Annotated in this window: 19 protein-coding genes and 2 tRNA genes; 14 read left to right on the top strand and 7 right to left on the bottom strand. The window is 63.4% G+C overall.

Annotated features, from left to right (window positions below; translation table 11 throughout):
• Positions 1–47 precede the first annotated feature (47 nt).
• The 8 genes from ACN9MZ_RS00645 to ahpF all read left to right on the top strand — a co-directional run bounded on the left by ACN9MZ_RS00645 (position 48) and on the right by ahpF (position 8,733).
• Complete coding sequence (locus ACN9MZ_RS00645) at positions 48–1,616, top strand: oleate hydratase (RefSeq protein WP_426340428.1); 1,569 nt, start codon at positions 48–50, stop codon at positions 1,614–1,616.
• Between the two features lie 80 nt (positions 1,617–1,696).
• A complete protein-coding gene (gene ipdC, locus ACN9MZ_RS00640; RefSeq protein ID WP_426340427.1) occupies positions 1,697–3,331 on the top strand; it encodes an indolepyruvate/phenylpyruvate decarboxylase in 1,635 nt (544 codons plus the stop codon).
• Positions 3,328–4,326 carry a ubiquinone anaerobic biosynthesis protein UbiU gene (gene ubiU, locus ACN9MZ_RS00635; protein WP_426340426.1) on the top strand — a complete coding sequence of 333 codons (999 nt, stop codon included), beginning with the start codon at positions 3,328–3,330 and terminating at the stop codon, positions 4,324–4,326. The genes ipdC and ubiU overlap by 4 nt, the downstream gene beginning before the upstream one ends.
• A gap of 2 nt (positions 4,327–4,328) precedes the next feature.
• On the top strand, positions 4,329–5,216 hold the full coding sequence (locus ACN9MZ_RS00630) for a U32 family peptidase (protein WP_426340425.1): 888 nt from the start codon (positions 4,329–4,331) through the stop codon (positions 5,214–5,216).
• Positions 5,213–5,677 (top strand): ubiquinone anaerobic biosynthesis accessory factor UbiT, encoded by a 465-nt coding sequence (gene ubiT, locus ACN9MZ_RS00625; protein WP_426340424.1) that lies wholly within the window; start codon positions 5,213–5,215, stop codon positions 5,675–5,677. Before ACN9MZ_RS00630 ends, ubiT begins: the two co-directional genes overlap by 4 nt.
• Entirely contained in the window at positions 5,670–6,026 is a 357-nt protein-coding gene (locus tag ACN9MZ_RS00620) for a putative zinc-binding protein (RefSeq protein WP_426340423.1), read from the top strand. The genes ubiT and ACN9MZ_RS00620 overlap by 8 nt, the downstream gene beginning before the upstream one ends.
• A 461-nt stretch (positions 6,027–6,487) precedes the next feature.
• Entirely contained in the window at positions 6,488–7,051 is a 564-nt protein-coding gene (gene ahpC / locus ACN9MZ_RS00615; protein WP_057265746.1) for an alkyl hydroperoxide reductase subunit C, read from the top strand.
• Between the two features lie 101 nt (positions 7,052–7,152).
• The gene (gene ahpF / locus ACN9MZ_RS00610; RefSeq protein ID WP_426340422.1) at positions 7,153–8,733 is read left to right on the top strand and encodes an alkyl hydroperoxide reductase subunit F; all 1,581 of its coding nucleotides are present in this window, start codon (positions 7,153–7,155) and stop codon (positions 8,731–8,733) included.
• Positions 8,734–8,980: 247 nt separating this feature from the next.
• Here ahpF and ACN9MZ_RS00605 read toward each other — a convergent pair.
• The 3 genes from ACN9MZ_RS00605 to ACN9MZ_RS00595 form a co-directional block, all read right to left on the bottom strand.
• Positions 8,981–9,057: transfer RNA gene (locus ACN9MZ_RS00605), tRNA-Asp, on the bottom strand.
• 19 nt (positions 9,058–9,076) lie between these two features.
• Positions 9,077–9,152, bottom strand: a tRNA-Val gene (locus tag ACN9MZ_RS00600).
• Between the two features lie 100 nt (positions 9,153–9,252).
• Complete coding sequence (locus tag ACN9MZ_RS00595; RefSeq protein ID WP_426340421.1) at positions 9,253–11,367, bottom strand: S9 family peptidase; 2,115 nt, start codon at positions 11,365–11,367, stop codon at positions 9,253–9,255.
• A 67-nt stretch (positions 11,368–11,434) separates the two neighbouring features.
• Here ACN9MZ_RS00595 and ACN9MZ_RS00590 point away from each other — a divergent pair, with 67 nt between their 5' ends.
• Both ACN9MZ_RS00590 and ACN9MZ_RS00585 read left to right on the top strand, forming a co-directional pair.
• Positions 11,435–12,706: an MFS transporter gene (locus tag ACN9MZ_RS00590; protein WP_426340420.1), complete on the top strand. Its 1,272-nt coding sequence runs from the start codon at positions 11,435–11,437 to the stop codon at positions 12,704–12,706.
• The gene (locus ACN9MZ_RS00585; RefSeq protein WP_426340419.1) at positions 12,676–13,962 is read left to right on the top strand and encodes a glycerate kinase type-2 family protein; all 1,287 of its coding nucleotides are present in this window, start codon (positions 12,676–12,678) and stop codon (positions 13,960–13,962) included. The genes ACN9MZ_RS00590 and ACN9MZ_RS00585 overlap by 31 nt, the downstream gene beginning before the upstream one ends.
• On the opposite strand, the gene ACN9MZ_RS00580 is transcribed toward ACN9MZ_RS00585, so the two are convergent.
• The gene (locus tag ACN9MZ_RS00580; protein WP_426340418.1) at positions 13,955–14,590 is read right to left on the bottom strand and encodes a hypothetical protein; all 636 of its coding nucleotides are present in this window, start codon (positions 14,588–14,590) and stop codon (positions 13,955–13,957) included. The genes ACN9MZ_RS00585 and ACN9MZ_RS00580 overlap by 8 nt on opposite strands.
• 47 nt (positions 14,591–14,637) lie before the next feature.
• The gene (locus tag ACN9MZ_RS00575) at positions 14,638–15,585 is read right to left on the bottom strand and encodes a hypothetical protein (protein ID WP_426340417.1); all 948 of its coding nucleotides are present in this window, start codon (positions 15,583–15,585) and stop codon (positions 14,638–14,640) included.
• Between ACN9MZ_RS00575 and ACN9MZ_RS00570 the strand changes: the two genes are divergently transcribed.
• From ACN9MZ_RS00570 to ACN9MZ_RS00560, 3 genes are read left to right on the top strand one after another with little or no spacing between them, the layout of a single operon-like run.
• Entirely contained in the window at positions 15,584–15,934 is a 351-nt protein-coding gene (locus tag ACN9MZ_RS00570; protein WP_426340416.1) for a nuclear transport factor 2 family protein, read from the top strand. The two genes, ACN9MZ_RS00575 and ACN9MZ_RS00570, sit on opposite strands and share 2 nt — an antisense overlap.
• A 15-nt stretch (positions 15,935–15,949) precedes the next feature.
• The gene (locus tag ACN9MZ_RS00565; protein ID WP_426340415.1) at positions 15,950–16,798 is read left to right on the top strand and encodes an alpha/beta fold hydrolase; all 849 of its coding nucleotides are present in this window, start codon (positions 15,950–15,952) and stop codon (positions 16,796–16,798) included.
• 10 nt (positions 16,799–16,808) lie between these two features.
• Entirely contained in the window at positions 16,809–17,618 is an 810-nt protein-coding gene (locus tag ACN9MZ_RS00560; RefSeq protein ID WP_426340414.1) for a helix-turn-helix domain-containing protein, read from the top strand.
• Here the strand turns inward: ACN9MZ_RS00560 and ACN9MZ_RS00555 are convergent.
• The gene (locus tag ACN9MZ_RS00555; RefSeq protein ID WP_426340413.1) at positions 17,615–19,528 is read right to left on the bottom strand and encodes a methyl-accepting chemotaxis protein; all 1,914 of its coding nucleotides are present in this window, start codon (positions 19,526–19,528) and stop codon (positions 17,615–17,617) included. The genes ACN9MZ_RS00560 and ACN9MZ_RS00555 overlap by 4 nt on opposite strands.
• A gap of 83 nt (positions 19,529–19,611) precedes the next feature.
• Entirely contained in the window at positions 19,612–20,436 is an 825-nt protein-coding gene (locus ACN9MZ_RS00550) for a substrate-binding periplasmic protein (RefSeq protein WP_426340412.1), read from the bottom strand.
• Positions 20,437–20,517: 81 nt separating this feature from the next.
• On the opposite strand from ACN9MZ_RS00550, the gene dinB reads away from it, so the two are divergent.
• On the top strand, positions 20,518–21,669 hold the full coding sequence (gene dinB / locus ACN9MZ_RS00545) for a DNA polymerase IV (protein WP_426340411.1): 1,152 nt from the start codon (positions 20,518–20,520) through the stop codon (positions 21,667–21,669).
• Positions 21,670–21,704: the final 35 nt, after the last annotated feature.

Below are 21,704 nucleotides of genomic sequence, written 5' to 3'. Positions count from 1 at the left end.
ATCGCGAAAACCTATAGTTACTCCCGAATCAACCAAGGAGTAAGGAAATGGGACAAGAAAAACAGGTGTATATGGCCGGTGCCGGCATCGGTAACCTCGCGGCGGCGGCTTTCATGATCCGCGATGGAAAAATGCGCGGTGACCAGATTCACATTTACGAATCGCTGGGCGTGGCGGGCGGCAGCCTGGATGGGACGGGTAACGCGGAGGACGGTTACCGCCTGCGGGGAGGCCGCATGCTAACGACCGACAACTACGAATGTACCTGGGACTTGTTCGCTTCGATCCCGTCCCTGGTCCATCCTGGCCGGACGGTGCTGGATGAGACGCTGGCCTTCAATGAACTGCATAAATCGCACTCGCAAGCGCGCCTGGTCGACCGCAATCGCCATAAAGTGGACGTGACCTCGATGGGTTTCAGCCTGCGCGACAGGATGGAACTCCTCAAGCTGCACGAGGCCGATGAAGCCGCGCTGGGCAACTCGCCCATCACCGATCACCTGTCGCCGGAATTTTTCGAAACGCCGTTCTGGTACATGTGGGCTACGACCTTCGCCTTCCAGCCGTGGCATAGCGCAGTTGAATTCAAGCGCTACCTGCATCGATTCATGAAGGAGTTTTCGCGCATAGAAACGCTGGCGGGCGTCAAGCGCACTGTGTACAACCAGTTCGATTCGCTGGTCCGCCCATTGCAGGCATGGCTGGCGCAGCAGGGCGTGCACATCGAGACTGGCTGTACCGTGACCGACATCAAGCTGGCAGATGCCCGCGACGAGCTGCTGGTGCACGCGATCGAGCTTGAACGCGGTGGCGAGCGCGAACTGCTGCCGATTACGCCCGATGACCTGGTGTTCTTCCAGAACGGTTCGATGACCGATGCTTCCAGTTTCGGCAGCATGAAGTCGGCGCCGCCGCGGCTTGATCGCCACCAGAGCGGCGGGTGGAAGCTGTGGGAACGTTTGGCGGAGGGACGTCCCGAACTTGGCAACCCTGCCGCGTTCAATCGCAATATCCAGCAATCATGGTGGGAATCGTTCACGGTGACGCTGCACGATACGGCATTCTTCGACCAGATGGAAGCGTTCAGCGGCAACGTCGCCGGAACCGGCGGGCTGGTGACCTTCAAGGATTCCAACTGGCTGATGTCCGTCGTCCTGGCGCATCAGCCGCACTTCGCCAACCAGCCGGCCGGGGTGAAAGTATTCTGGGGTTATGCACTGCACCCGGACCGTGTCGGCAACTTCGTCGCCAAACCGATGGCCGATTGCACCGGCGAAGAGATTTTGCGCGAACTGGCGGGGCACCTGAATTTCGAACCGGAGGTGTTCGCAAAGGCCAACTGCATCCCGTGCCGCATGCCGTACATCACCAGCATGTTCATGCCGCGTCACTACAGCGACCGCCCATTGCCGGTGCCGGCCGGTTCGCGCAACCTGGCGCTGGTGAGCCAGTTCGTCGAAGTGCCCGATGACGTGGTGTTCACGGTCGAATATTCCGTTCGTGCGGCGCAGATGGCGGTGTACCAGCTTCTCGGCATCGGGCGCGAAATCCCGCCCATCAAGCGCCACGACAAGACGCTGGAAGTGATGTTGGCCGCACTGGTCAAGGCTGCCTGACGAAGGAAGCACCAGGCCGCTTGGGGAATCCTTGACCTGGCTCAAGGATTTTTCAGGCGCGCACGCGCAAGATGCCGGCTATGAATCTCGCAAACTCACTCTTGCACGCGCTGGCTGATCACGGCGCGCGTGAAGTCTTTGGTATCCCCGGAGACTTCGTCCTTGCCTTTTTCGAACAAATTGAGAAATCTGGCGTCCTGCCCCTTTACACGCTGAGCCACGAGCCGGGTGTAGGCTTTGCAGCCGATGGGGCGGCACGCTATCACGGGCGCATAAGCGTGGCGGCGGTGACCTATGGTGCGGGGGCACTCAACATGGTCAACGCCGTCGCGGGCGCTTACGCTGAAAAAGTACCGATGGTGGTGGTCTCCGGCGCGCCGGGCACCAATGAACGCCGCAACGGCTTCCTGCTGCACCACCAGGTCAAGCACCTGGACTCGCAAATGGCGATCTTCCGCGAGATCACCTGCGACCAGTGCGTGCTGGACGACCCGCAACGCGCGCCGGAAGACATAGCCCGAGTGCTGCGCAGTGCGATCACGCATTCGCGGCCGGTCTACATCGAGCTGCCGCGCGATATGGTGTATGCGCCGTGCGGCCGGGTGCATGCCTTGCCGGAACCCAGGCACGACGAGGATGCGCTTGCCGCGTGCGTGGAGGAAGTGCTGTCGCGCCTGCAGCACGCCGTGCGCCCGGTGCTGATGGTCGACATCGAAATCCGCCGCTTCGGCCTGGAGGGAAAAGTTGCGCAGCTGGCGACCAAGCTGCAGGTGCCGGTCGTGACCTGCTTCATGGGCCGCGGCCTGCTGGCCAGCGAGCCTGATGCGCCGCTGCTCGGCACCTACCTCGGCGTCGCGGGCGCACCGGAAGTCACCGAAGCCGTCGAAGGCTCGGACGCCCTGCTGATGCTGGGCGTGATCCTGTCCGACACCAACTTCGGCGTGCAGCGCGAACGCATCGACCTGCGCAAATGCATGCTGGCGCTGGACGGCGACGTCACGCTGGGCTACCACACCTATCACGACATCCCGCTGGAAGCGCTGGTGGACGGCCTGCTGGCCAGCGCCAAGCCGCTGCGCGCCGACGCTGCCCTGCGCGGCGAGCGTACAGCCTATCCCTGCGACCTTCCAGCAGATGACAAGCCGCTGGCGCCGCGCGATGTGGCAAGCGCGATCAACGACATGATGCGCAAGCACGGCCGCATGACGATCGCCTCCGACATCGGCGATTGCCTGTTCACGGCCCTCGACATCGAGAACACCGACCTGCTGGCGCCCGGCTATTACGCCACCATGGGTTACGGCGTACCGGCCGCCTTTGGCCTGCAGGCTGCCGGCGGCGAACGTCCGCTGGTGCTGGTCGGCGACGGTGCATTCCAGATGACCGGCTGGGAGCTGGGCAACTGCCAGCGCTACGGCCTGGACCCGATCGTGGTCATCTTCAACAACTGCAGCTGGGAGATGCTGCGCGCCTTCCAGCCGCAATCCGGCTTCTGCGACTTGAGTGACTGGCGCTTCGCCGACATGGCGCAAGGGCTGGGCGGCGATGGCTATCGCGTCACCACGCGCGCCGAACTGGCGGCGGCACTGGAAAACGCCGTGCAGCAGCGCGGACGCTTCCAGCTGGTGGAAGTGATGTTGCCGCGCGGCGGCCAATCCGACACCCTGGCCCGCTTCGTCAACGGCGTACGCCGCCTGCAGGGAAACAAAGCATGATTGAACTCGTTTGTCCCGCCGGCAGCCTGCCGGCATTGAAAGCTGCTGTCGATAACGGCGCCGACAGCGTCTACCTTGGCTTCCGCGACGCCACCAACGCCCGCAATTTCGCCGGCCTGAATTTCGATGAAGCCGCGATTGCTGAAGGCATCCGTTATGCGCACCAGCGCGGCCGCAAAGTCCTGCTGGCGCTGAACACATATCCGCAGGCGGCCAACTGGCAGCTGTGGCGCGAAGCAGTCGACCGCGCTGCCGGCGCCGGGATCGACGCCATCATCCTGGCCGATCCCGGCCTGATGGAATATGCCCGCAACAAACACCCTGGATTGCGCCTGCACCTGTCTGTGCAGGGCTCTGCGACCAACTATGAGGCGATCAACTTCTATCACGAACAGTTCGGCATTTCGCGCGCCGTGCTGCCGCGCGTACTGTCGATGCAGCAGGTCGAGCACCTGATCCGCCACGTAAAAACCGAGATCGAGGTCTTCGGTTTCGGCAGCCTGTGCGTGATGGTGGAGGGCCGTTGCGCGCTGTCCTCCTACGCTACCGGCGAGTCGCCCAACACGGCCGGGGTCTGTTCGCCCGCCAAGGCGGTGCGCTGGCAGCAAACGCCGAAAGGCCTGGAGTCGCGCCTGAACGGCGTCCTGATCGACCGCTACCAGCCGGACGAAAACGCCAGCTATCCCACGCTGTGCAAGGGGCGCTTCGAAGTGGAAGGCGAAACCTATTACGCGATCGAGGAGCCGGCCAGCCTGAATACCATGGAACTGCTGCCGCAACTGGTGCAGATGGGTATCAAGGCGATCAAGATCGAAGGCCGCCAGCGCAGTCCCGCCTACGTGGCGCAAGTGACGCAAGCCTGGCGCTCGGCGATCGATGCCTGCGGCGACGGCAAGCGCCGCTTCGCCATCCACCCGAGCTGGAGCGCCGCGCTGGACCGCGTGGCGGAAGGCCAGCAGCACACCCTGGGCGCCTATCACCGCAAATGGAAATGAGTATGTTGAAACTAGCCCTCGGCCCGGTGCTGTATTACTGGCCGCGCCTGACCATGTTCGAGTTCTACCAGCAGGTAGCGGAAAGCCCGGTCGATATCGTCTACCTCGGCGAAGTCGTATGTTCGCGCCGCCATGAACTGCGCCTGCCGGACTGGCTTGATATTGCAGCCTTGCTGAGCGACGCAGGCAAGGAAGTGGTGCTGTCCACGCAGGCCCTGATTGAGTCGGGCGCCGAGCTGACCACCATGCGCAAGCTGTGCGAACACCGCGACTTCCTGGTGGAAGCCAATGATTTCGGCGCCGTGCGCAACCTGGAAGGCGCCGGCTTCATCGCCGGCCCGCACCTGAACATCTACAGCGAGCCGACGCTGGCCGTGCTGGCCCGTCAGGGCGCGCGCCGTTGGGTGGCGCCGCTGGAAATGGACCGAACCGCCATTGCGACCCTGCTCAAGACGCAGCCGGCAGGGATGGAAAGTGAAGTCTTTGCGTGGGGCCGCATGCCGCTGGCCTTCTCCGCACGCTGCATGACGGCGCGCAACCGCAACCTGCCAAAGGACGATTGCCAGTTCAGCTGCATCGATTACCCGGATGGGCTGATCATGGACACGCGCGAGCAGAAGGCCTTCCTGGTCCTGAACGGCATCCAGACCCAATCAGCCCTGTGCTGCAACCTGGTGCGCGTCATGCCCGAGATGGCAGACATGGGCATCAACGTGCTGCGCATCTCGCCCCAGTCGCGCGATACGCTGGAAGTGGTGGCGGCCTTCGACAAGGTGCGCCGTGGCGAGTGGCAGGCGCCGCATGCCGCTGTCATGCTGGAGCCGCTGGCTCCCGGCGGTAGTTGCGACGGCTTCTGGTACGGCCAGCCCGGCATGGAGCGTGTAGCATGACGGCCGCACCATTCCGCATTCCGCCCGCGATTGGCCGCCTGCTGGGCAGACTGCCGCCGCAGCCCCCCGCCTGGCTGTTCGTACAAGGTCTCAACCGAATCCTGGCGCCGCAATTGCCTGAAGACGTGCGCCAGGCCCTATTTGCCCGCCGCCTCCGCCTGAGGGTGGAAGACGCCGGCCTTGCCATCGATTTCAGTTGGCAGGGCAGGGCTTTCGAAACAGCCCGCCACGGCGACCAGCCTGACCTGACCATCGGCGCATGCGCGCACGACCTGGTGCTGATGGCGCGCCGCCAGGAAGACCCCGACACCCTGTTCTTCAGCCGCCGCCTGATCCTGGAAGGCGACACGGAACTGGGCCTGCTGTTCAAGAACACGCTGGATGGCCTGGACGCCAGCGCCTTCGACTGGCGCAAGCTACTGCCGAAAATCCCGACTCCGCCCGGCGCCCGCCATGGCTGACGAGATGCTGCCGCTGGTGTATTCATGCTCCGGCTGCAGCAGCGCGGCCCAACTGGCCAACGCCGTCGCACTCAAGCTTGACCGCGACGGCACCGCGGAGATGTCCTGTATCGCCGGGGTGGGAGGCGGCGTCGCCCCGCTGGTCAAGCTGGCCCAATCCGGCCGCACCATCATCGCCATCGATGGCTGTCCCTTGGCCTGCGCCCGCGAATGCCTCGCGAAGCAGGGCATCGTCCCCGACCACCACCTCCTCCTCAATGAACTAGGCGTGCGCAAGAAAATGCACACCGACTTCGATCCTGCGGATGTCGGCTACCTGTCCGGCCATGCGGCCAGTCTGCTGAAGTGAGGTTAATCGACTTCCTCGTTCAGGATCTGAATTCGCTTTGTCTTTGGCTAACAAGGCAGTCAATCTTTGCGCCGTCGAAACAGCTTGGCTGGCGGTGCTGGTGATGGCGTCCATAAAGAACAGCAGCCATGCTTTCCAATCGCCTTCAGTCCGGACCCTTTGCAAGAGGCCATAGTAAGTCTGCCTGTGTTTCTTGAAGAACACCGACCAGTCCTAAAATTAGTCTCCCTGCTATTTTAACTTTGGCTCGAAATTAAAATAACGGTCGCACTTATTTGAGGTCGGCCGGCCGCTTTGCGAAGTGACAACCGAAACTGTGCCAAAAGGTGATAATAACGATCGCGTTTCGCGGTTCTAATAGGCAAAGACTATTGAGTCTATTTGAACAATCAAATTTCCAAATCTTCGGGAAGGCCTTACACTGGCGTCTCATTGATTCAACAACCCACGAGGAAACCACAATGTCCCTGATCAACACCCAAGTAAAACCATTCAAGGCCACCGCATACCACAACGGCAAGTTCGTTGACCTGAGCGAAGAATCCCTGAAAGGCAAGTGGTCCGTATTCGTGTTCTACCCAGCCGACTTCACCTTCGTGTGCCCAACCGAGCTGGAAGACCTGGCAGACCACCACGCAGAATTCGCCAAGCTGGGCGTGGACGTGTACGGCATTTCGACCGACACCCACTTCGCCCACAAGGCATGGCACGACACCTCCGACGCCATCAAGAAAGTGCAATACGCCCTGATCGGCGACCCAACCGGCACCCTGTCCCGTAACTTCGAAGTGATGATCGAAGAAGAAGGCCTGGCACTGCGCGGCACCTTCGTGATCAACCCGGAAGGCTTCATCAAAGTGATGGAAGTGCACGACAACGGCATCGGCCGCGACGCTGCCGAACTGCTGCGCAAAGTGAAGGCAGCCCAGTACGTTGCTTCCCACCCAGGCGAAGTGTGCCCAGCCAAGTGGACCGAAGGCGCAGCAACCCTGAAGCCATCGCTGGACCTGGTCGGCAAGATCTAAGCTTCTAGTCTGCTAATGGCTTGAACAGGCGACCCCACGGGGTCGCCTTGGGGCGTTGAGGCGGTACCTACCGCAAGCGACTAATCAAGAAAGGAATAGCCATGCTGGACGCAGACCTGAAAGCCCAACTCTCCTCCTACCTGGAGCGCGTTGTCCACCCGATCGAGATCGTGGCGCACACCGACGCCTCCGCCAAATCGCAGGAAATGTCGGCCCTGCTGCAGGACATCGTATCGGCCGGCCACGGCAAGATTATCGTTGTCGCAGGCAGCGACGACAAGGCCCGCAAGCCTTCCTTCGACATCAACCGCAAAGGCACCGATATCGGCGTGAGCTTCGCCGGCATCCCGATGGGCCACGAATTCACCTCCCTGGTGCTGGCGCTGCTGCAAGTGGGCGGCCACCCGATCAAGCTGGACGAGAAAGTCGTCGAGCAGATCCGCAACCTGGACGGCGATTACGTCTTCGAGACCTTCATCTCCCTGAGCTGCCACAACTGCCCGGAAGTGGTGCAGGCGCTCAACGCCATGTCCGTGATCAACCCGCGCATCAAGGTGGTGGCGGTGGACGGCGGCGTGTTCCCGAAAGAAGTCGAGGAACGCCAGGTGATGGCCGTGCCGATGATGTACCTGAATGGCCAGCACTTCGGCCAGGGCCGCACCAACGTCGAGGAAATCCTCGCCAAGCTGGATACCGGCGCCTCGGCCCGCGCTGCGGCTGAACTGAGCAAGAAAGACGTGTTCGACGTGCTGATCGTCGGCGGCGGCCCTGCAGGCGCTGCTGCGGCCATCTACACGGCGCGCAAAGGCATCCGCACCGGCGTGATCGCCGACCGCTTCGGCGGCCAGGTGCTGGATACGCTGTCGATCGAGAACTTCATCTCGGTGAAGGAAACCGACGGCCAGAAGTTCGCGGTCGCCCTGGAACAGCACGTCAAGGAATACGACGTGGACATCATGAACACCCAGCGCGCATCGAAGATCGTGCCGGGCAAGATCAAGGAAGTCCATACCGAGAGCGGCGCTGTGCTGAAAGCCAGGTCCGTGATCATTTCGACCGGCGCCCGCTGGCGCGAAATCAACGTACCGGGCGAGAAGGAATACCGTAACCACGGCGTGGCCTACTGCCCGCACTGCGATGGCCCGCTGTTCAAGGGCAAGCGCGTGGCGGTGATCGGTGGCGGCAATTCCGGCGTGGAAGCGGCGATCGACCTGGCCGGCATCGTGGAACATGTGACCCTGATCGAATTCGGCGCCGAACTGCGCGCGGATGCGGTGTTGCAGCGCAAGCTGGCCACGCTGCGCAATGTGAAGGTGATCAAGTCGGCCCAGACTTCCGAGATCCATGGCGATGGCAAGAAGGTGAACGGCTTGAGCTACACCGACCGTGAGACCGGGCAGTCGCATCGTGTCGACCTGGAAGGTGTGTTCGTCCAGATCGGCCTGGTGCCTAACACCGAATGGCTGAAGGGCACCATCGAGCTGTCCAAGCATGGCGAGATCGAGGTGGATGCCAAGGGGCAGACTTCGGAGACCGGCGTGTTTGCCGCGGGCGACGTGACCACCGTGCCGTACAAGCAGATCGTGATTGCTGTGGGCGAAGGTGCGAAGGCGGCGCTGGGGTCCTTCGATTACCTGATTCGCTCTTCGGCGGATGATGAGCCGGCGGCTATTGCAGCCTAAAACCGGTAAGTCCGGGTCAGACCCAAGGGTCTGACCCATTCTGCGCAACAGCTGTTGGTGCTGGTCCCAGGCCTTTGACATTCGACGAAGATCAACAGCGCACAACCTAACCCGAGTCAGATGATCTGACTGTGTCTGACCCTGTGGGTCAGACACAGGTTTACCGGTTTCAGAAATGAAAAAAGCCCCGTCTGCACAGAGCGCGATCTAGAGCGCGTTCTGGCTGATGGGGCCTTTCTCTGAATATTGGCGGAGCGGACGGGGCTCGAACCCGCGACCCCCGGCGTGACAGGCCGGTATTCTAACCAACTGAACTACCGCTCCAATTCTTCATCAGTGTGACTGGTGGGCGTTGAGAGGGTCGAACTCCCGACCTAATCCTTGTAAGGGATCCGCTCTACCAACTGAGCTAAACGCCCCTGCCTTCACTGTCGAACGTTTGTCACAACGTTCAGAAGAGGCCGCATTATAGGATGGTTTTTGAAAGCCGCGCAAGCCTTTTTCCAAAAAACCTCAAAATTATTTGGAAACCCCGATCTGCGACAGCAGCCAGGCCATCTCGAATGCCCTCTCGCCCAGCGCGTTATAGCGCCCGGACGAACCGCCATGGCCGGCGCCCATGTTCACCTTCAGCAGCAGCGGGTTGCTGTCGGTCTTGTTGCGGCGCAGCTTGGCCACGTACTTGGCTGGCTCCCAGTACATCACCTGGCTGTCGTTCAGGCTGGTGGTAACCAGCATGGCCGGATAATCTTTCAGCAAGATGTTGTCATACGGGGAATAGCTGCGCATGTAGTCGTAGGCCGCCTTCTCGTTCGGATTGCCCCACTCCAGGTACTCGCCAGTGGTCAGCGGCAGGCTGGCGTCCATCATGGTGTTCATTACGTCCACAAACGGCACCGCCGCATGCACCGCCTTGAACAGGTCCGGACGCATATTCACCACGGCCCCCATCAGCAGGCCGCCGGCGCTGCCGCCCTGGATCGCCAGGCGGTCGCGCGAGGTCCATTTCTCCTTGATCAGGTATTCCGCGCTGTCGATGAAGTCGGTGAAGGTGTTCATCTTCTTCATCAGCATGCCGTCGTCATGCCATTTCTCACCCATGTCGTTGCCGCCGCGGATATGCGCCGCCGCGTAGATCACGCCGCGTTCCAGCATGCTGAGGCGGGTCAGCGAGAACGTCGCTTCCTGCGGAACGCCATAGGAACCGTAGGAGTACAGCACCAGCGGCGCCGAGCCATCAAGCTTCACGCCCTTCTTGTATGCCACCCACAGCGGCACCTTCACGCCGTCGCGCGCGGGCGCCCACAGGCGCCTGGTCTCGTATTGGCTGAAATCGAAGCCGCCCGCTACTTCCTGCTTTTTCAGCACGGTGCGCTCGCCGGTCTTCATGTCGACGTCGATGATGGCGGGTGGCGACAACGGCGACTGGTAGTTGATGCGGAATTTGGTGACGTTGAAGTCCATCTGGCCGCCCGGCAGCGAGACATACACCTCGTCGTCGAATTTCACGGTCAGCCACTTCTTCGTCGCGAAGTCGTAGATGCGGGTGTGGTTCAGGGCCCGCGATTTCTCCTGCAGCGCCAGGAAGCCCTTGAACAGCATGGCGTTCTGCAGCAGTGTGTCCGTGTCGTGCGGGACGACCTCGGTCCACTGCTTCGGATTGGACACGGGCGCCGCCACCAGGCGGAAGTTCTTGGCCGACTTGTTGGTGCGAATGTATAGCTTGCCTTCGCGATGGCCCATGACGTAATAGCGATGGCCCTTGCTGCGCCCCAGCACAGTCTTGAAACTACCCTTTGGCTGGTCGGCCGGCAGCATGAAAACTTCGGTGGTATCGGTCGCCCCCGACAGCAGGAAAACATGCTTGTTATCCGAACCGGCGAAAACCTGCAGGCCGAATTGCTCGACCGGCTCGTGGAATACCTGTTCCGGCTGGCCGTCCAGCGCAAGGCGGAACAAGCGGTCGGAACGCTTGGTGGTCGGGTCTTCCTGCACCACGAATAGGGTCTTGTTGTCGGCGGCCCACGCGATCGTGGTCGTACGCGGCATGGTGGTCGAGAGCACCTTGCCGGTGCCAAGGTCTTTCACATGCAGCTCGTACTGACGGAAGCCGTTGTTGTCGGTGGTGTAGGCCAGCAGCTTGCCGTCCGGGCTGGGCAGCACCATGCCGAGGGCGAAGTATTTCAGGCCTTCGGCCATGGCATTCTGGTCCAGCATGATTTCTTCCGGCGCGGCGGCGTCGTAGCTGCCGTCTGACGCAGCCTTGCGGCGGCAATTGAGCTGGTACTGCTTGCCCGCTTCGATGCGGGTGTAATAGTAGTAATCGCCGCGGCGCGCCGGCACCGACAGGTCGACCGGTTGGGTGCGGTCCTTGAACTCCTTGTACAGCGTGTCGGCGAACGGCTTGATCCCCTCGGTCATGGCGGCGGTGTAGCTGTTTTCCGCGTTCAGGTATTCGATGACGGCCGGATTGGTCTTGTCCTGCAGCCAGCGGTAATCGTCGGTGACCTGCTCGCCATGGCGGGTTTCCATCCACTGCGTTTTTTCGGCGACAGGCGGCTGCGGCAGGTCCGCTGCAAGGGCTTGTGCAGCCAGCAGGGGCAGCAACAGGCTGGTGATCAGTCGTTTGCTCACTTCTTCAGCTCCAAGGGGGAAAAATGTGCAATGATTCTAGGGTGCGATACTTAGAAATACAACAAGAATGATCACTACCGAAAAGCTGTATGCGCGCGTCAGCTGGCGCCTGCTGCCCTTCCTCTTCCTGTGCTATGTGGTGGCATACCTGGACCGGGTGAACGTCGGTTTTGCCAAGCTGCAGATGCAGGCGGACCTGCAGTTTTCCGACACCGTGTATGGGCTGGGCGCCGGGATCTTCTTCGTGGGCTACTTCCTGTGCGAGGTGCCTTCCAACCTGCTGATGCTGCGCGTCGGCGCGCGGCGCTGGATCGCGCGCATCATGGCCAGCTGGGGCCTGCTGTCGGCAGCCATGCTGTTCACCAGCAGCCCGGTGAGCTTCTACGTGATGCGCTTCCTGCTTGGGGTGGCGGAAGCGGGCTTCTTCCCCGGCGTGATCCTGTATCTCACCTACTGGTATCCGGCGCAGCGGCGCGCACGTATCGTCGCCGTTTTCATGAGCGGCGTCGCGGTGGCGGGCGTGGTGGGCGGCCCGCTGTCGGGCTGGATCATGTCGCACTTTGCCGGCAGCGGCGGGCTGGCCGGCTGGCAGTGGCTGTTCCTGCTGGAGGGCTTGCCGGCAGTGGCGCTGGGTGTGCTGACGCTGGCGCTGCTGGACGATGGCATCGACGATGCCAACTGGCTTAACGACGAGGAAAAGGCGCTGCTGAAACACGAGCTGGCACGCGACGGCGCACCACGCGCACAATGGGGCCTGCGCCACGTGTTTGGCAGCAGCCGGGTGTGGATCCTGGCGCTGGTGTACTTCCTGCTGGTGATGGGGCTGTACGGCGTCGGCTTCTGGCTGCCGCAACTGATACGCAACAGCGGCGTGCGGGACGTGCTCGACATCGGGCTGCTGACCGCCATCCCGTATGGCATCGCAGCAGTGGCAATGATCCTGATTGCGCGCCATTCCGACAGCAGCGGCGAACGGCGCTGGCACGTTGCGCTGTCTGCCTTCATTGGCGCAGCAGCCTTGCTGGCATCGACGCATTATGCGAACAACCCGGTGCAGGCGCTGGCGGCCTTGAGCGTGGCGACGGCCGGCATCCTCAGCACCTTGCCGGTGTTCTGGAGCATTCCGACCGCCATGCTGGGCGGCTCTGCGGCTGCGGCAGGCATCGCCATGATCAATTCGCTCGGCAACCTGGCCGGTTTTGTCAGCCCCTACCTGGTAGGCGCGATCAAGGACGCCACGCACAGTACAGCCAACGGCATATTGCTGGTGGCGGCCTGCCTGGCGGCGGGTGGCGCCCTGGTGCTGCTATGCGTTGGCAGCAAAGGAGAAATGCTGTGAAGACTGGCCGCGAACTGCTGTCCGAACTGTTCAACGCCGCCCTGCGCGCGGCCGATCCGCTGGAAACCATTGCGGCCCACCTGCCGCCGCCGCCGAAAGGCCGCACCGTCATCATCGGCGCCGGCAAGGCGTCCGCGCGCATGGCGCAGGGCGTGGAGCGGCGCTGGCAAGGCCCCCTGAGCGGCGTGGTGGTGACGCGCTACGGGCATGGCGCGCCCACGCGGCAAGTGGAAGTGATCGAGGCCGGCCACCCGGTGCCGGACGACGCCAGCCAGGCCGCAGCGCACCGCATGCTGGCGGCAGTGCGGGGCCTGGGACCGGACGATATGGTGCTGTGCCTGATATCCGGCGGCGGCTCGGCGCTGATGTCGCTGCCGGCGCCAGGCATCACGCTGGAGCAGAAGCGCGACATCAACAAGGCTCTGCTGCGCAGCGGCGCGCCAATTGGCGACATCAATATCGTGCGCAAGCATCTGTCGGCGGTCAAGGGTGGCCGCCTGGCGCTGGCTTGCGGCCAGGCCCGCGTGGTCACGCTGGTGCTGTCGGACGTGCCAGGCGACGATCCGGCCGTGGTGGCCAGCGGCCCCACTTTGGCCGATCCATCGACCGCGCAGGATGCCCTGCGCATCCTGCAGCAATACAGTATCGACATACCGCCGTCCGTGCTCGCCGTGCTGGAAGACCCGGCGCAGGAAACGCCCAAGCCCGGCGACACGCACCTGGCGCACAACAGCGTGGCCGTGATTGCCTCCGCCAGGCAAGCATTGCAGGCAGCGGCCGACGTGGCCCGTGCCGAGGGTCTGCGCCCGCTGATATTGAGCGACAGGCTGGAAGGCGAGTCGCGCACCGTGGCCGTGTCGCACGCCGCACTGGCTCAAGGCGTGATCGAGCATGGCAGTCCATTGCGGCCGCCCTGCGTCATCCTGTCAGGCGGGGAAACCAGCGTCACGGTGCGCGGCACGGGCCGCGGCGGGCGCAATGCGGAATACTTGCTGGCGCTGGCTGTCGCGCTGCAGGGAGCGCCCGGCGTGCATGCCATCGCCTGTGACACAGACGGCATCGACGGCACCGAGGACAATGCCGGCGCCGTGCTGGGGCCGGACACGCTGCAGCGCGCCGCCGCCCAGGGCCTGGACGCCCGCGCCCTGCTCGACAACAACGACGGCTACAGCTTCTTTGCTGCGCTGGGCGACCTGGTGGTCACCGGACCCACCCGCACCAACGTCAACGATTTTCGCGCAATCCTGCTTATTTGATGGCGGCGGCCAGCTTGGCCCACACCGCATCGCCAATGTCCTTGCGGCCGTCCGGCGCGCGGTAGGACAGGAAGAACGTCTCGTTTTTTTTGCCGGTTGCCATGTACATGAAGTAGGCCGGCTGTCCAGTAGTGCCGCTGATCATGGAAACCATCACGGCCGGGTGCCTGGCATCTTTGAATTCCTGGACCTGGATATTGGTGGCTGCACCGCGCAGTTTGTTCAGCGAACCGGGATCACTGATCCCGTAGAACACATGGTGGGCCGCGTCGTAAGTGACGTTGGTGGCGGTCGAACCGTACATATAACCATTGCGAGTCGGCAGGCTGGCGGCGGTCGCCGTCGCGGCATCTTCCGGGCGCATCCAGTACGAATAGCCGATTTTCTTGACCTTGGACTGCTGGAATTCCGCCGGTACCGGCACGTTCAGGGCGATCTGGAACGGCAGGCGGCCCTGCATGAAGTCATTGACGGGAACGTCGCGCGTCTGCACAGCCACTGGCGCCGGGGCCGCAGCAGAAGCCGCAGGCTTGGACGCCTTCGCCGATGCCGATGCCGTCGGTGCGGCATTCGCCACTGCAGCCGTGGTGCTGATGGCCAGGCTGGCCACGAATAAAATCGATTTCAACTGAAACTCCTGTTTTTCATCTCTGCTTTCGGGGAAGGCTAATCCTCTCACGGCTTCCCTTTGCGTTGCAATGATGTTTGTTCAAGCAGGGCAGCGGCTGGCTGGTCGCCGGCCGCCATGGCCTTCCTGAGCAGATCCTGCGCTGCTTCCCGGTCGCCACGAGCACCGCGCTCCAGCCTCAGTACGGCAGCGTTGTAGGCTGCGACTGGATTGCCCAGGGCCGCTGCGGCATCAAACGCCTTCCAGGCGCGCTCGGGGCAGAGGCTGAACGTTTCATGACCGACGCCGGCGCGCAGCAAGCCATCGGCGTCGCCTTGCCTGGCAAACGTCTCTTCAAACTGCGCTGGCCAGCCTGTCACCAGCGATGCCATGACCGGCTCTCCTTTTTTGACGGCATACGGGCCAGTAACGAAAGCTGTAAAAGCTTGCTGCGTGGTGGTGAGCTTGCCGTCCTTGCTGTACCACAGGAAGCCGTCGGCACCGCTTACCTTGACGTCGCCCAGCTTGTTGGACAGTTGCCGCGCCAGCGGAAGGTGATGCTTGTCGGGCGCTGTGCCGCTCCACGAAGACATCAGCACGACATGGCTGAGCTTCTTCTTCTTTTTGCTTTCCTGCCGAAGGACCTCCGCCAGTTTGTCGATCGTCATGATGCGGGAGTCGGGCCCATACAAGTGCCAGGGGCTGCCATGGAGGGCGATGGTCATCCCCTCATCCCCGCCGTCCGGTACGGCCTCGGCGTACTGATACAAGGCATCCGATGCGGGCACGCAGTCCTCGCGCATGGGATAGCAGTTATCGATATTGAGCACGCCTTTCAGCGGCAGTGTCGTGGGGCAGCCTGCTTGCGCAACGGCGCAGGCAGCCAGCAGGGAGATGAGGGCAAATCGGTGATGGAGTGTCACATGGATTCCTGTTTGATTACCTGGGAGGTAATCGTCGCATGACATGGATTTGTTGACAATGGCTTCACCAACCAACGAAAGGAGAAACACCATGCAGATCGTCGAAAAATACCTGGCAGCCTGGAACGAGCGCAACGCCGATGAACGCCGTGCCCGTGTAGGAGCGGCTTTCACTCCGGAAGCCAACTACAAGGACCCCCTGATGCAGGGCGCCGGTCATGGTGGGATCGACGCGATGATCGCCGGCGCGCAGGGCCACTTCCCCGGCCACCGTTTTGAACTGGCCGGCACCCCGGACAGCCATGGCGACGTGCTGCGCTTCTCGTGGACGCTGGGCGCGCCTGGCAGCGATCCGGTTGCCAAGGGCACCGACTTCGCAGTTCTCGCGGCAGACGGCCGCCTGGCCAGCGTGACCGGCTTTATCGACTACTTCGCACAGTAAGGAAGGGAGGCAATCATGACCGCATACAAGATCTCGGGCGCCCGCGTGATCGAACCGAGCACCGTGCGTACTGCCGACGGCGTCAACCTGTTCTATCGCGACTGGGGCGATGGCGAGCCGGTGCTGTTCGTGGGAGGCTGGTCGCTGGGCGCCGATTCCTGGTGCTACCAGATGCTGGCGCTGGCGCAGCAGGGCATGCGCGTGATTGCCTTCGACCGGCGCGGCCACGGCCGCTCCAGCGATCCTGGCCGCGGCTACGACTTCAACACCCTGGCCGACGACCTGGCCGCCGTGCTGGAAGCGCTTGACCTGCATGACGTCACCCTGGTGGCGCACTCGATGGGCTGCAACGAAGCGGTGCGCTACCTGAGCCGCCATGGCCAGCGCCGCATCAGGCGCGTCGCGCTGCTGGGAACGATGACGCCCTGCATTGCCAGGTCCGCCGGCAACCCGAACGGCATAGACCCAGCGCTGCTCGAATACTTCCGCACAGAGCAGTTGATGAAAGACTTGCCAAAATGGATCGACGAAAACCTGCCGCCGTTCGTTGCCGAAGATACGCCGCAAGGCATGCGCGACTGGCTGCGCGCCATGCCGCTGCAAGCCTCGCTGCAGGCGCTGTACGAATGCAACCGCTCGCTGCAGCGCGAAGACTTCCGCGCCGAGCTGCCGGACATTACGCTGCCGGTCCTGCTGATTGCCGGCACCAATGACGCCAGTGCGCCGTTCGAGCTGACTGCCAGGCCGAGCGCCGCCCTGCTGCCCAATGCGAAACTTCAAGTGTATGACGGCGCGCCGCATGGTATGTTCCTCACGCATATGGCAAGAGTGAACAGCGACTTGCTGGACTTCATCCAGTCTTGAGGGGAGCGTTATGGGAGCGGCAGCACCGGGGCAGTATTTCAGCGATTACGCAGCGGCGATGCGCTATTGGCGCGGCAAGCGCGGTTTCAGCCAGTTGCGGCTATCGACCGAGAGCGGCATCTCGCAGCGGCACATCAGCTTCCTGGAAAGCGGACGCTCGCAGCCCAGCCGCGAAATGATCCTGAAGCTTGGCATCGTGCTTGATATCCCGCTGCGCGAGCGCAATGTGATGCTGCTGGCGGCCGGCTATGCGCCGGCTTACCAGGAGCGCAATTTGTCCGATCCGGAAATGAAGGCGGTAAAGCAGGCGCTGGATTTCATGCTGCGGCAGCAGGCGCCCTATCCTGCGCTGGTGGTGGACCGCTTGTGGAACCTGGTCATGAGCAATGGCCCGGCAGCCAAGATGATCGCATGGCTGCTTGACGGCCCGCCGGCCACTTCCAACGTCATCAAGCTGACGCTGGAGCCGAACGGCCTGCGCAAGTACATCGCCAACTGGGCGGATGTCAGCGCCGACCTGCTGCAGTGGATTCAACGCGAGGCCATGAGCGATGGGCCGGGCAGCGAAGCGACGATGCTGCTGGAGGACTTGCTGGCGATCCCGGGCGTCCGGGCCGCGTCGAAGACGGCCAACCTCGACCGCCGCGCGCTGCCCTTCCTGCCGTTCACGTTGCGCAAGGATGGCGTGGAGCTTAACCTGTTCACCACCATTACCACGCTTGGCACGCCGCATGATGTGACGGTGCATGAGCTGCGCATGGAGGCCTTCTTTCCCGCCGACGAGGCGACGGCGGATTGGTTCCGCAAGCTGCCGGCTTAGAACTCTTCCCAGTCGTCGCCTGGCGGTGTTGCGCGTGCCGGTGCCGCTGCCTGCTTTGCCGAAGCGCCGCGTGCAGCGCTCGCGCGTCCGCCTGGGCGCGCTGAGCCGGTCCGCGTGGCGCCTGCCGGCGCGGCTGGAGCGCTGGCCGATTCCGCCTCCACCGCGTCGTCCGCTGCCTCGGGCAGGTCGCCGTCGCTTGCTACGGGTGCCGGCGCCGGCCGCCTTCCGGCGCTGCCCGCAGGAGTCCGGCCGCCCGACGCGCGCCCGCCCATCGCGCCGGCCGCTGGGCCCCGGGCAGGCCGCAGCGCAGGCACCGTGGCCCGCACCGCCGTGGACATGCGCGCGGCTGGTGCGGCGCCTGCCGAACCCTCCATCCTGAACACCGCGACCGCCTCCACCAGCTGCTCCGATTGCTCTTGCATGCTGCGTGCGGCGGCAGCCGCCTGTTCCACCAGCGCCGCATTCTGCTGCGTCGCGTTATCCATCTCAGCGATGGCCGTGTTCACCTGTTCGATGCCGGAAGACTGTTCCTGGCTGGCCGAGCTAATCTCATTCATGATGTCCGCCACCTGCTGCACGGACGCCACGATCTGCTGCATGGTTGCCCCGGCGCGATCCACCAGCGCCCCGCCCGCATCGACCTTGGAAATCGAGTCGTCGATCAGCTCCTTGATTTCCTTGGCCGCCGCAGCGCTGCGTTGCGCGAGGTTGCGTACCTCGGATGCCACGACGGCGAAACCACGGCCCTGCTCACCGGCGCGCGCTGCTTCGACAGCGGCATTCAGCGCCAGGATGTTGGTCTGGAACGCAATGCCGTCGATCACGCTGATGATATCCGCCATGCGCGCCGAACTGGCCTTGATCGCCCCCATGGTATCGACCACCTCGCCCACCACCTGGCCGCCTTCGCTGGCATGGCTGGCTGCCGAGACGACAAGCTGGTTGGCCTGGCGCGCATTGTCTGCATTCTGCCGGACTGTCGACGTCAATTCCTCCATCGAGGAAGCGGTTTCCTCCAGGCTGGCAGCCTGCTGCTCGGTGCGGCGCGACAGGTCGAGATTGCCCGCCGCGATTTCCGCCGCCGCGGTATTGATCGTATCGGTGGACGTGCGCACCGAGCCGACGGTGCGCTTGAGCGACGCCACCATATCCTGCAGTGCATGCAGCAAGCGCCCGGTTTCATCCTTGCGGCTGGCGTCGATGTTGGCGGTCAGGTCGCCTTGCGCCACGGTTTCCGCCACTTCCACCGCCTGCAGCAAAGGTCCGGTCACCGAGCGGGTAATCAGGTAGCCCGCCACAATCGACAGCACGGTCGCCAGCACCAGCAGGCCAATCATCAGCATCGTCGCATGGGAGGCTGATCTGGTCGCCTCATCGCCGTCCTGCGTCATCAGCTTGTTCTGCTGCTCAAGAATGGCGTCGAGCTTGCCGAAATAGGCGTTCTGCAGGGGAATGGCCTGCTTGAACAGGGTTTGCACCGCACTGTCCTGGTCGCCCTCCTTGAACAGCTTGAGCACGTTGTCGCGTTTGGCGCGGAAGGCTTCAAAGGCCTGGGTCTCCTCGGCAAACAGTTTTTTGGCTTCGTCAGTTTCAAGGATCTTCTGCAGCTTTTCCGCAGCGGCCGCGCCGGCCTTGTCCGCCTCCGCCATGCTGGCCAGGAAGCCGTCGCTGCTGATCTTGTCCGGCGCCAGCATGGCATTGCGCAGGGCCTGCGCCGAACGATTCGAGTAGCTGCGCATGTCGTTGGTCAGCTGCACCTTCAGGTAACGATCGCTGATCAGGCGATCGGTCAGGCTCGCGTTGTGGCTAAGCCGGCTGATCCCCGTCAGCGACATGGCCAGTTGAATCGCAATTGCCAGCGCAAAACCGATCGCCAGCCTCATCCCGATATTCATGTTCGAAAAGCTCATGCCAAGCCTCGCCAGAAAGTGGTTTTTATTCGATGATCGCACAGGCATGGTAACGCGGCGCGACGATCAGCGCTACCGCAACGTCAGGGCAGTGGCTGGTAGGCTGAAATGATGGCGCGAGCGTGATCGGACACCAGGGCGCGGCCGTTTGCTTCGCCCACGTATTTGCCGTAGATGCGCGCCACCGTGCCATCGGTCACCATGGCGAGCAGGGATTCGGCGAACACCTTGCGCGCGGCAGGCGTGAAGCCGTTGCGCGAAAGATAGGCGCCTGCCAGGACGGGCGCCGATTCGGTCACGGGCATGACGCTGACCTGTTCCTGCAGGCCGGCGCTTTGCAGGTAGCGCGAATAGATGGTCATCGGCGCCAGCGTCGCCTCGGCGCGTTTCGACGCCATTTTGCGGAAGGCGATATCGAAGTCGTTGACCACTTCGACCCGGCCTTGCTGGCGCAACCGCGCGACCTCGGCCTCGACTTCGGGCGTGTACAGGATGCCGCGCACCAGGTTCAGGCGCGCGCTGCCATGTGCGACGAATTCGGCCAGCGATTTGTAACTGCCGGTCACGCGGCGCGACAGCACCAGTTCGAAGTGCGTCGTGACAAAGGGCACGAACTGGCCAAGGCGGTCGCGCTCGGCGCTGCGCGCCGAGCTGGCGGTCAGGTTGATGCGGCCACCGGCATACTCGGCCCACAAGCGTGCCCGCGGGTACCAGCTGATATCGAGGGGGCAGTTGGTGCGGCGCGCCAGCTCCCGTAGCACGTCGATGGCGGCCCCGCCGACCCTGTCGTCCTCCCGGAAAGACGCCAGGCCAAGATCGCTGGCGCCGGCATGCAATGGCGCCGGGCAGGTGGGGGCGGCAATTGCCGGGGCGGTGGCAAGGGCGAACAGCAGGGGCGGGATGTACATGCCCAGCAGTATATCCGCCGGGCACCTTGCTAAAAATGCTGTATATAATTACAGTACCACAAGCGAACTCGACTATTTGTTATGGACTGGCCCCGCCGCATTGCCCACCTCGACATGGACGCCTTTTACGCGTCCGTGGAGCTGTTGCGCTATCCGGAATTGCGCGGCCTGCCGGTGGTGATCGGCGGCGGCGGGCGCCACCAGCCGCGCGAGCTGCCGGATGGCAGCCGTGAGTTCTCCCGCCTGCGCGATTACGTGGGACGCGGTGTGATCACCACGTCGACTTATGAGGCGCGCGCGCTGGGCGTGTTTTCCGCCATGGGCACCATGAAGGCGGCCGCCCTGGCGCCGGACGCCATCCTGCTGCCGGTGGATTTCGATTCATACCGGAAGTATTCGCGCCTGTTCAAGGCGGCCGTGGCCAGCATCGCGCCGCAGATCGAAGACCGCGGCATCGACGAAATCTATATTGACCTGACTGATGTCGAGGGCGAAACGCGCGAGCTGGCGCAGCGCATCAAGGATGCGGTGCGTGCCGCCACCGGGCTGTCGTGCTCGATCGGCGTCGCGCCCAACAAGCTGCTGGCCAAGATCTGCTCCGACCTGGAAAAGCCCAACGGCCTGACCGTGGTCGGCTACGACGACGTGCCGGCCCGCATCTGGCCGCTGCCGGTGCGCAAGGTGAACGGCATCGGCCCCAAGGCCGAGAAAAAGCTGGTCGCGCTTGGCATCGACACCGTCGGCCAGCTGGCTGCGGCCGACCCAGCCCTGTTGCAGGAACACTTCGGCCTCAACTACGCGGAATGGCTGCAGCGCATTTCCCATGGCCGCGACGAGCGCGCCGTCGCCACGCGCAGCGAGCCGAAAGGCGTGAGCCGCGAAACCACCTTCTCGCGCGACCTGCACGTCAAGCGCGACCGCGCCGAGCTGTCGGAAATCTTCACCCGCCTGTGCCAGAAAGTGGCGGAAGACCTGGCGCGCAAGCGCTACGCCGGCCGCACCGTGGGCATCAAGCTGCGCTACGCCGACTTCCGCACGGTGACGCGCGACCTGACCCTGCCATCCCCTACGGCCGATGCCGCCGCCATCCGCCGCGCCGCCGGCGAATGCCTGCGCCGCGTGCCGCTGGACGACCGCCTGCGCCTGCTCGGCGTGCGCATGTCGGCCCTGTGCACCCTGGAAGAAGCCGCCAAGGCCCAGCCGGCGCAGGGTGATCTTTTTGCTAATCTATGATACCTTTCCCGCGCGAGCTGGCAAGCTGAGTCCGG

Origin of the sequence: Pseudoduganella sp. S-14 (assembly GCF_049913285.1) — a bacterium.
Classification (GTDB): Bacteria; Pseudomonadota; Gammaproteobacteria; order Burkholderiales; family Burkholderiaceae_D; genus Rugamonas.
Note: the sequence above shows the minus strand (reverse complement) of the source record. Positions and strands in the feature narration are given on the sequence as shown.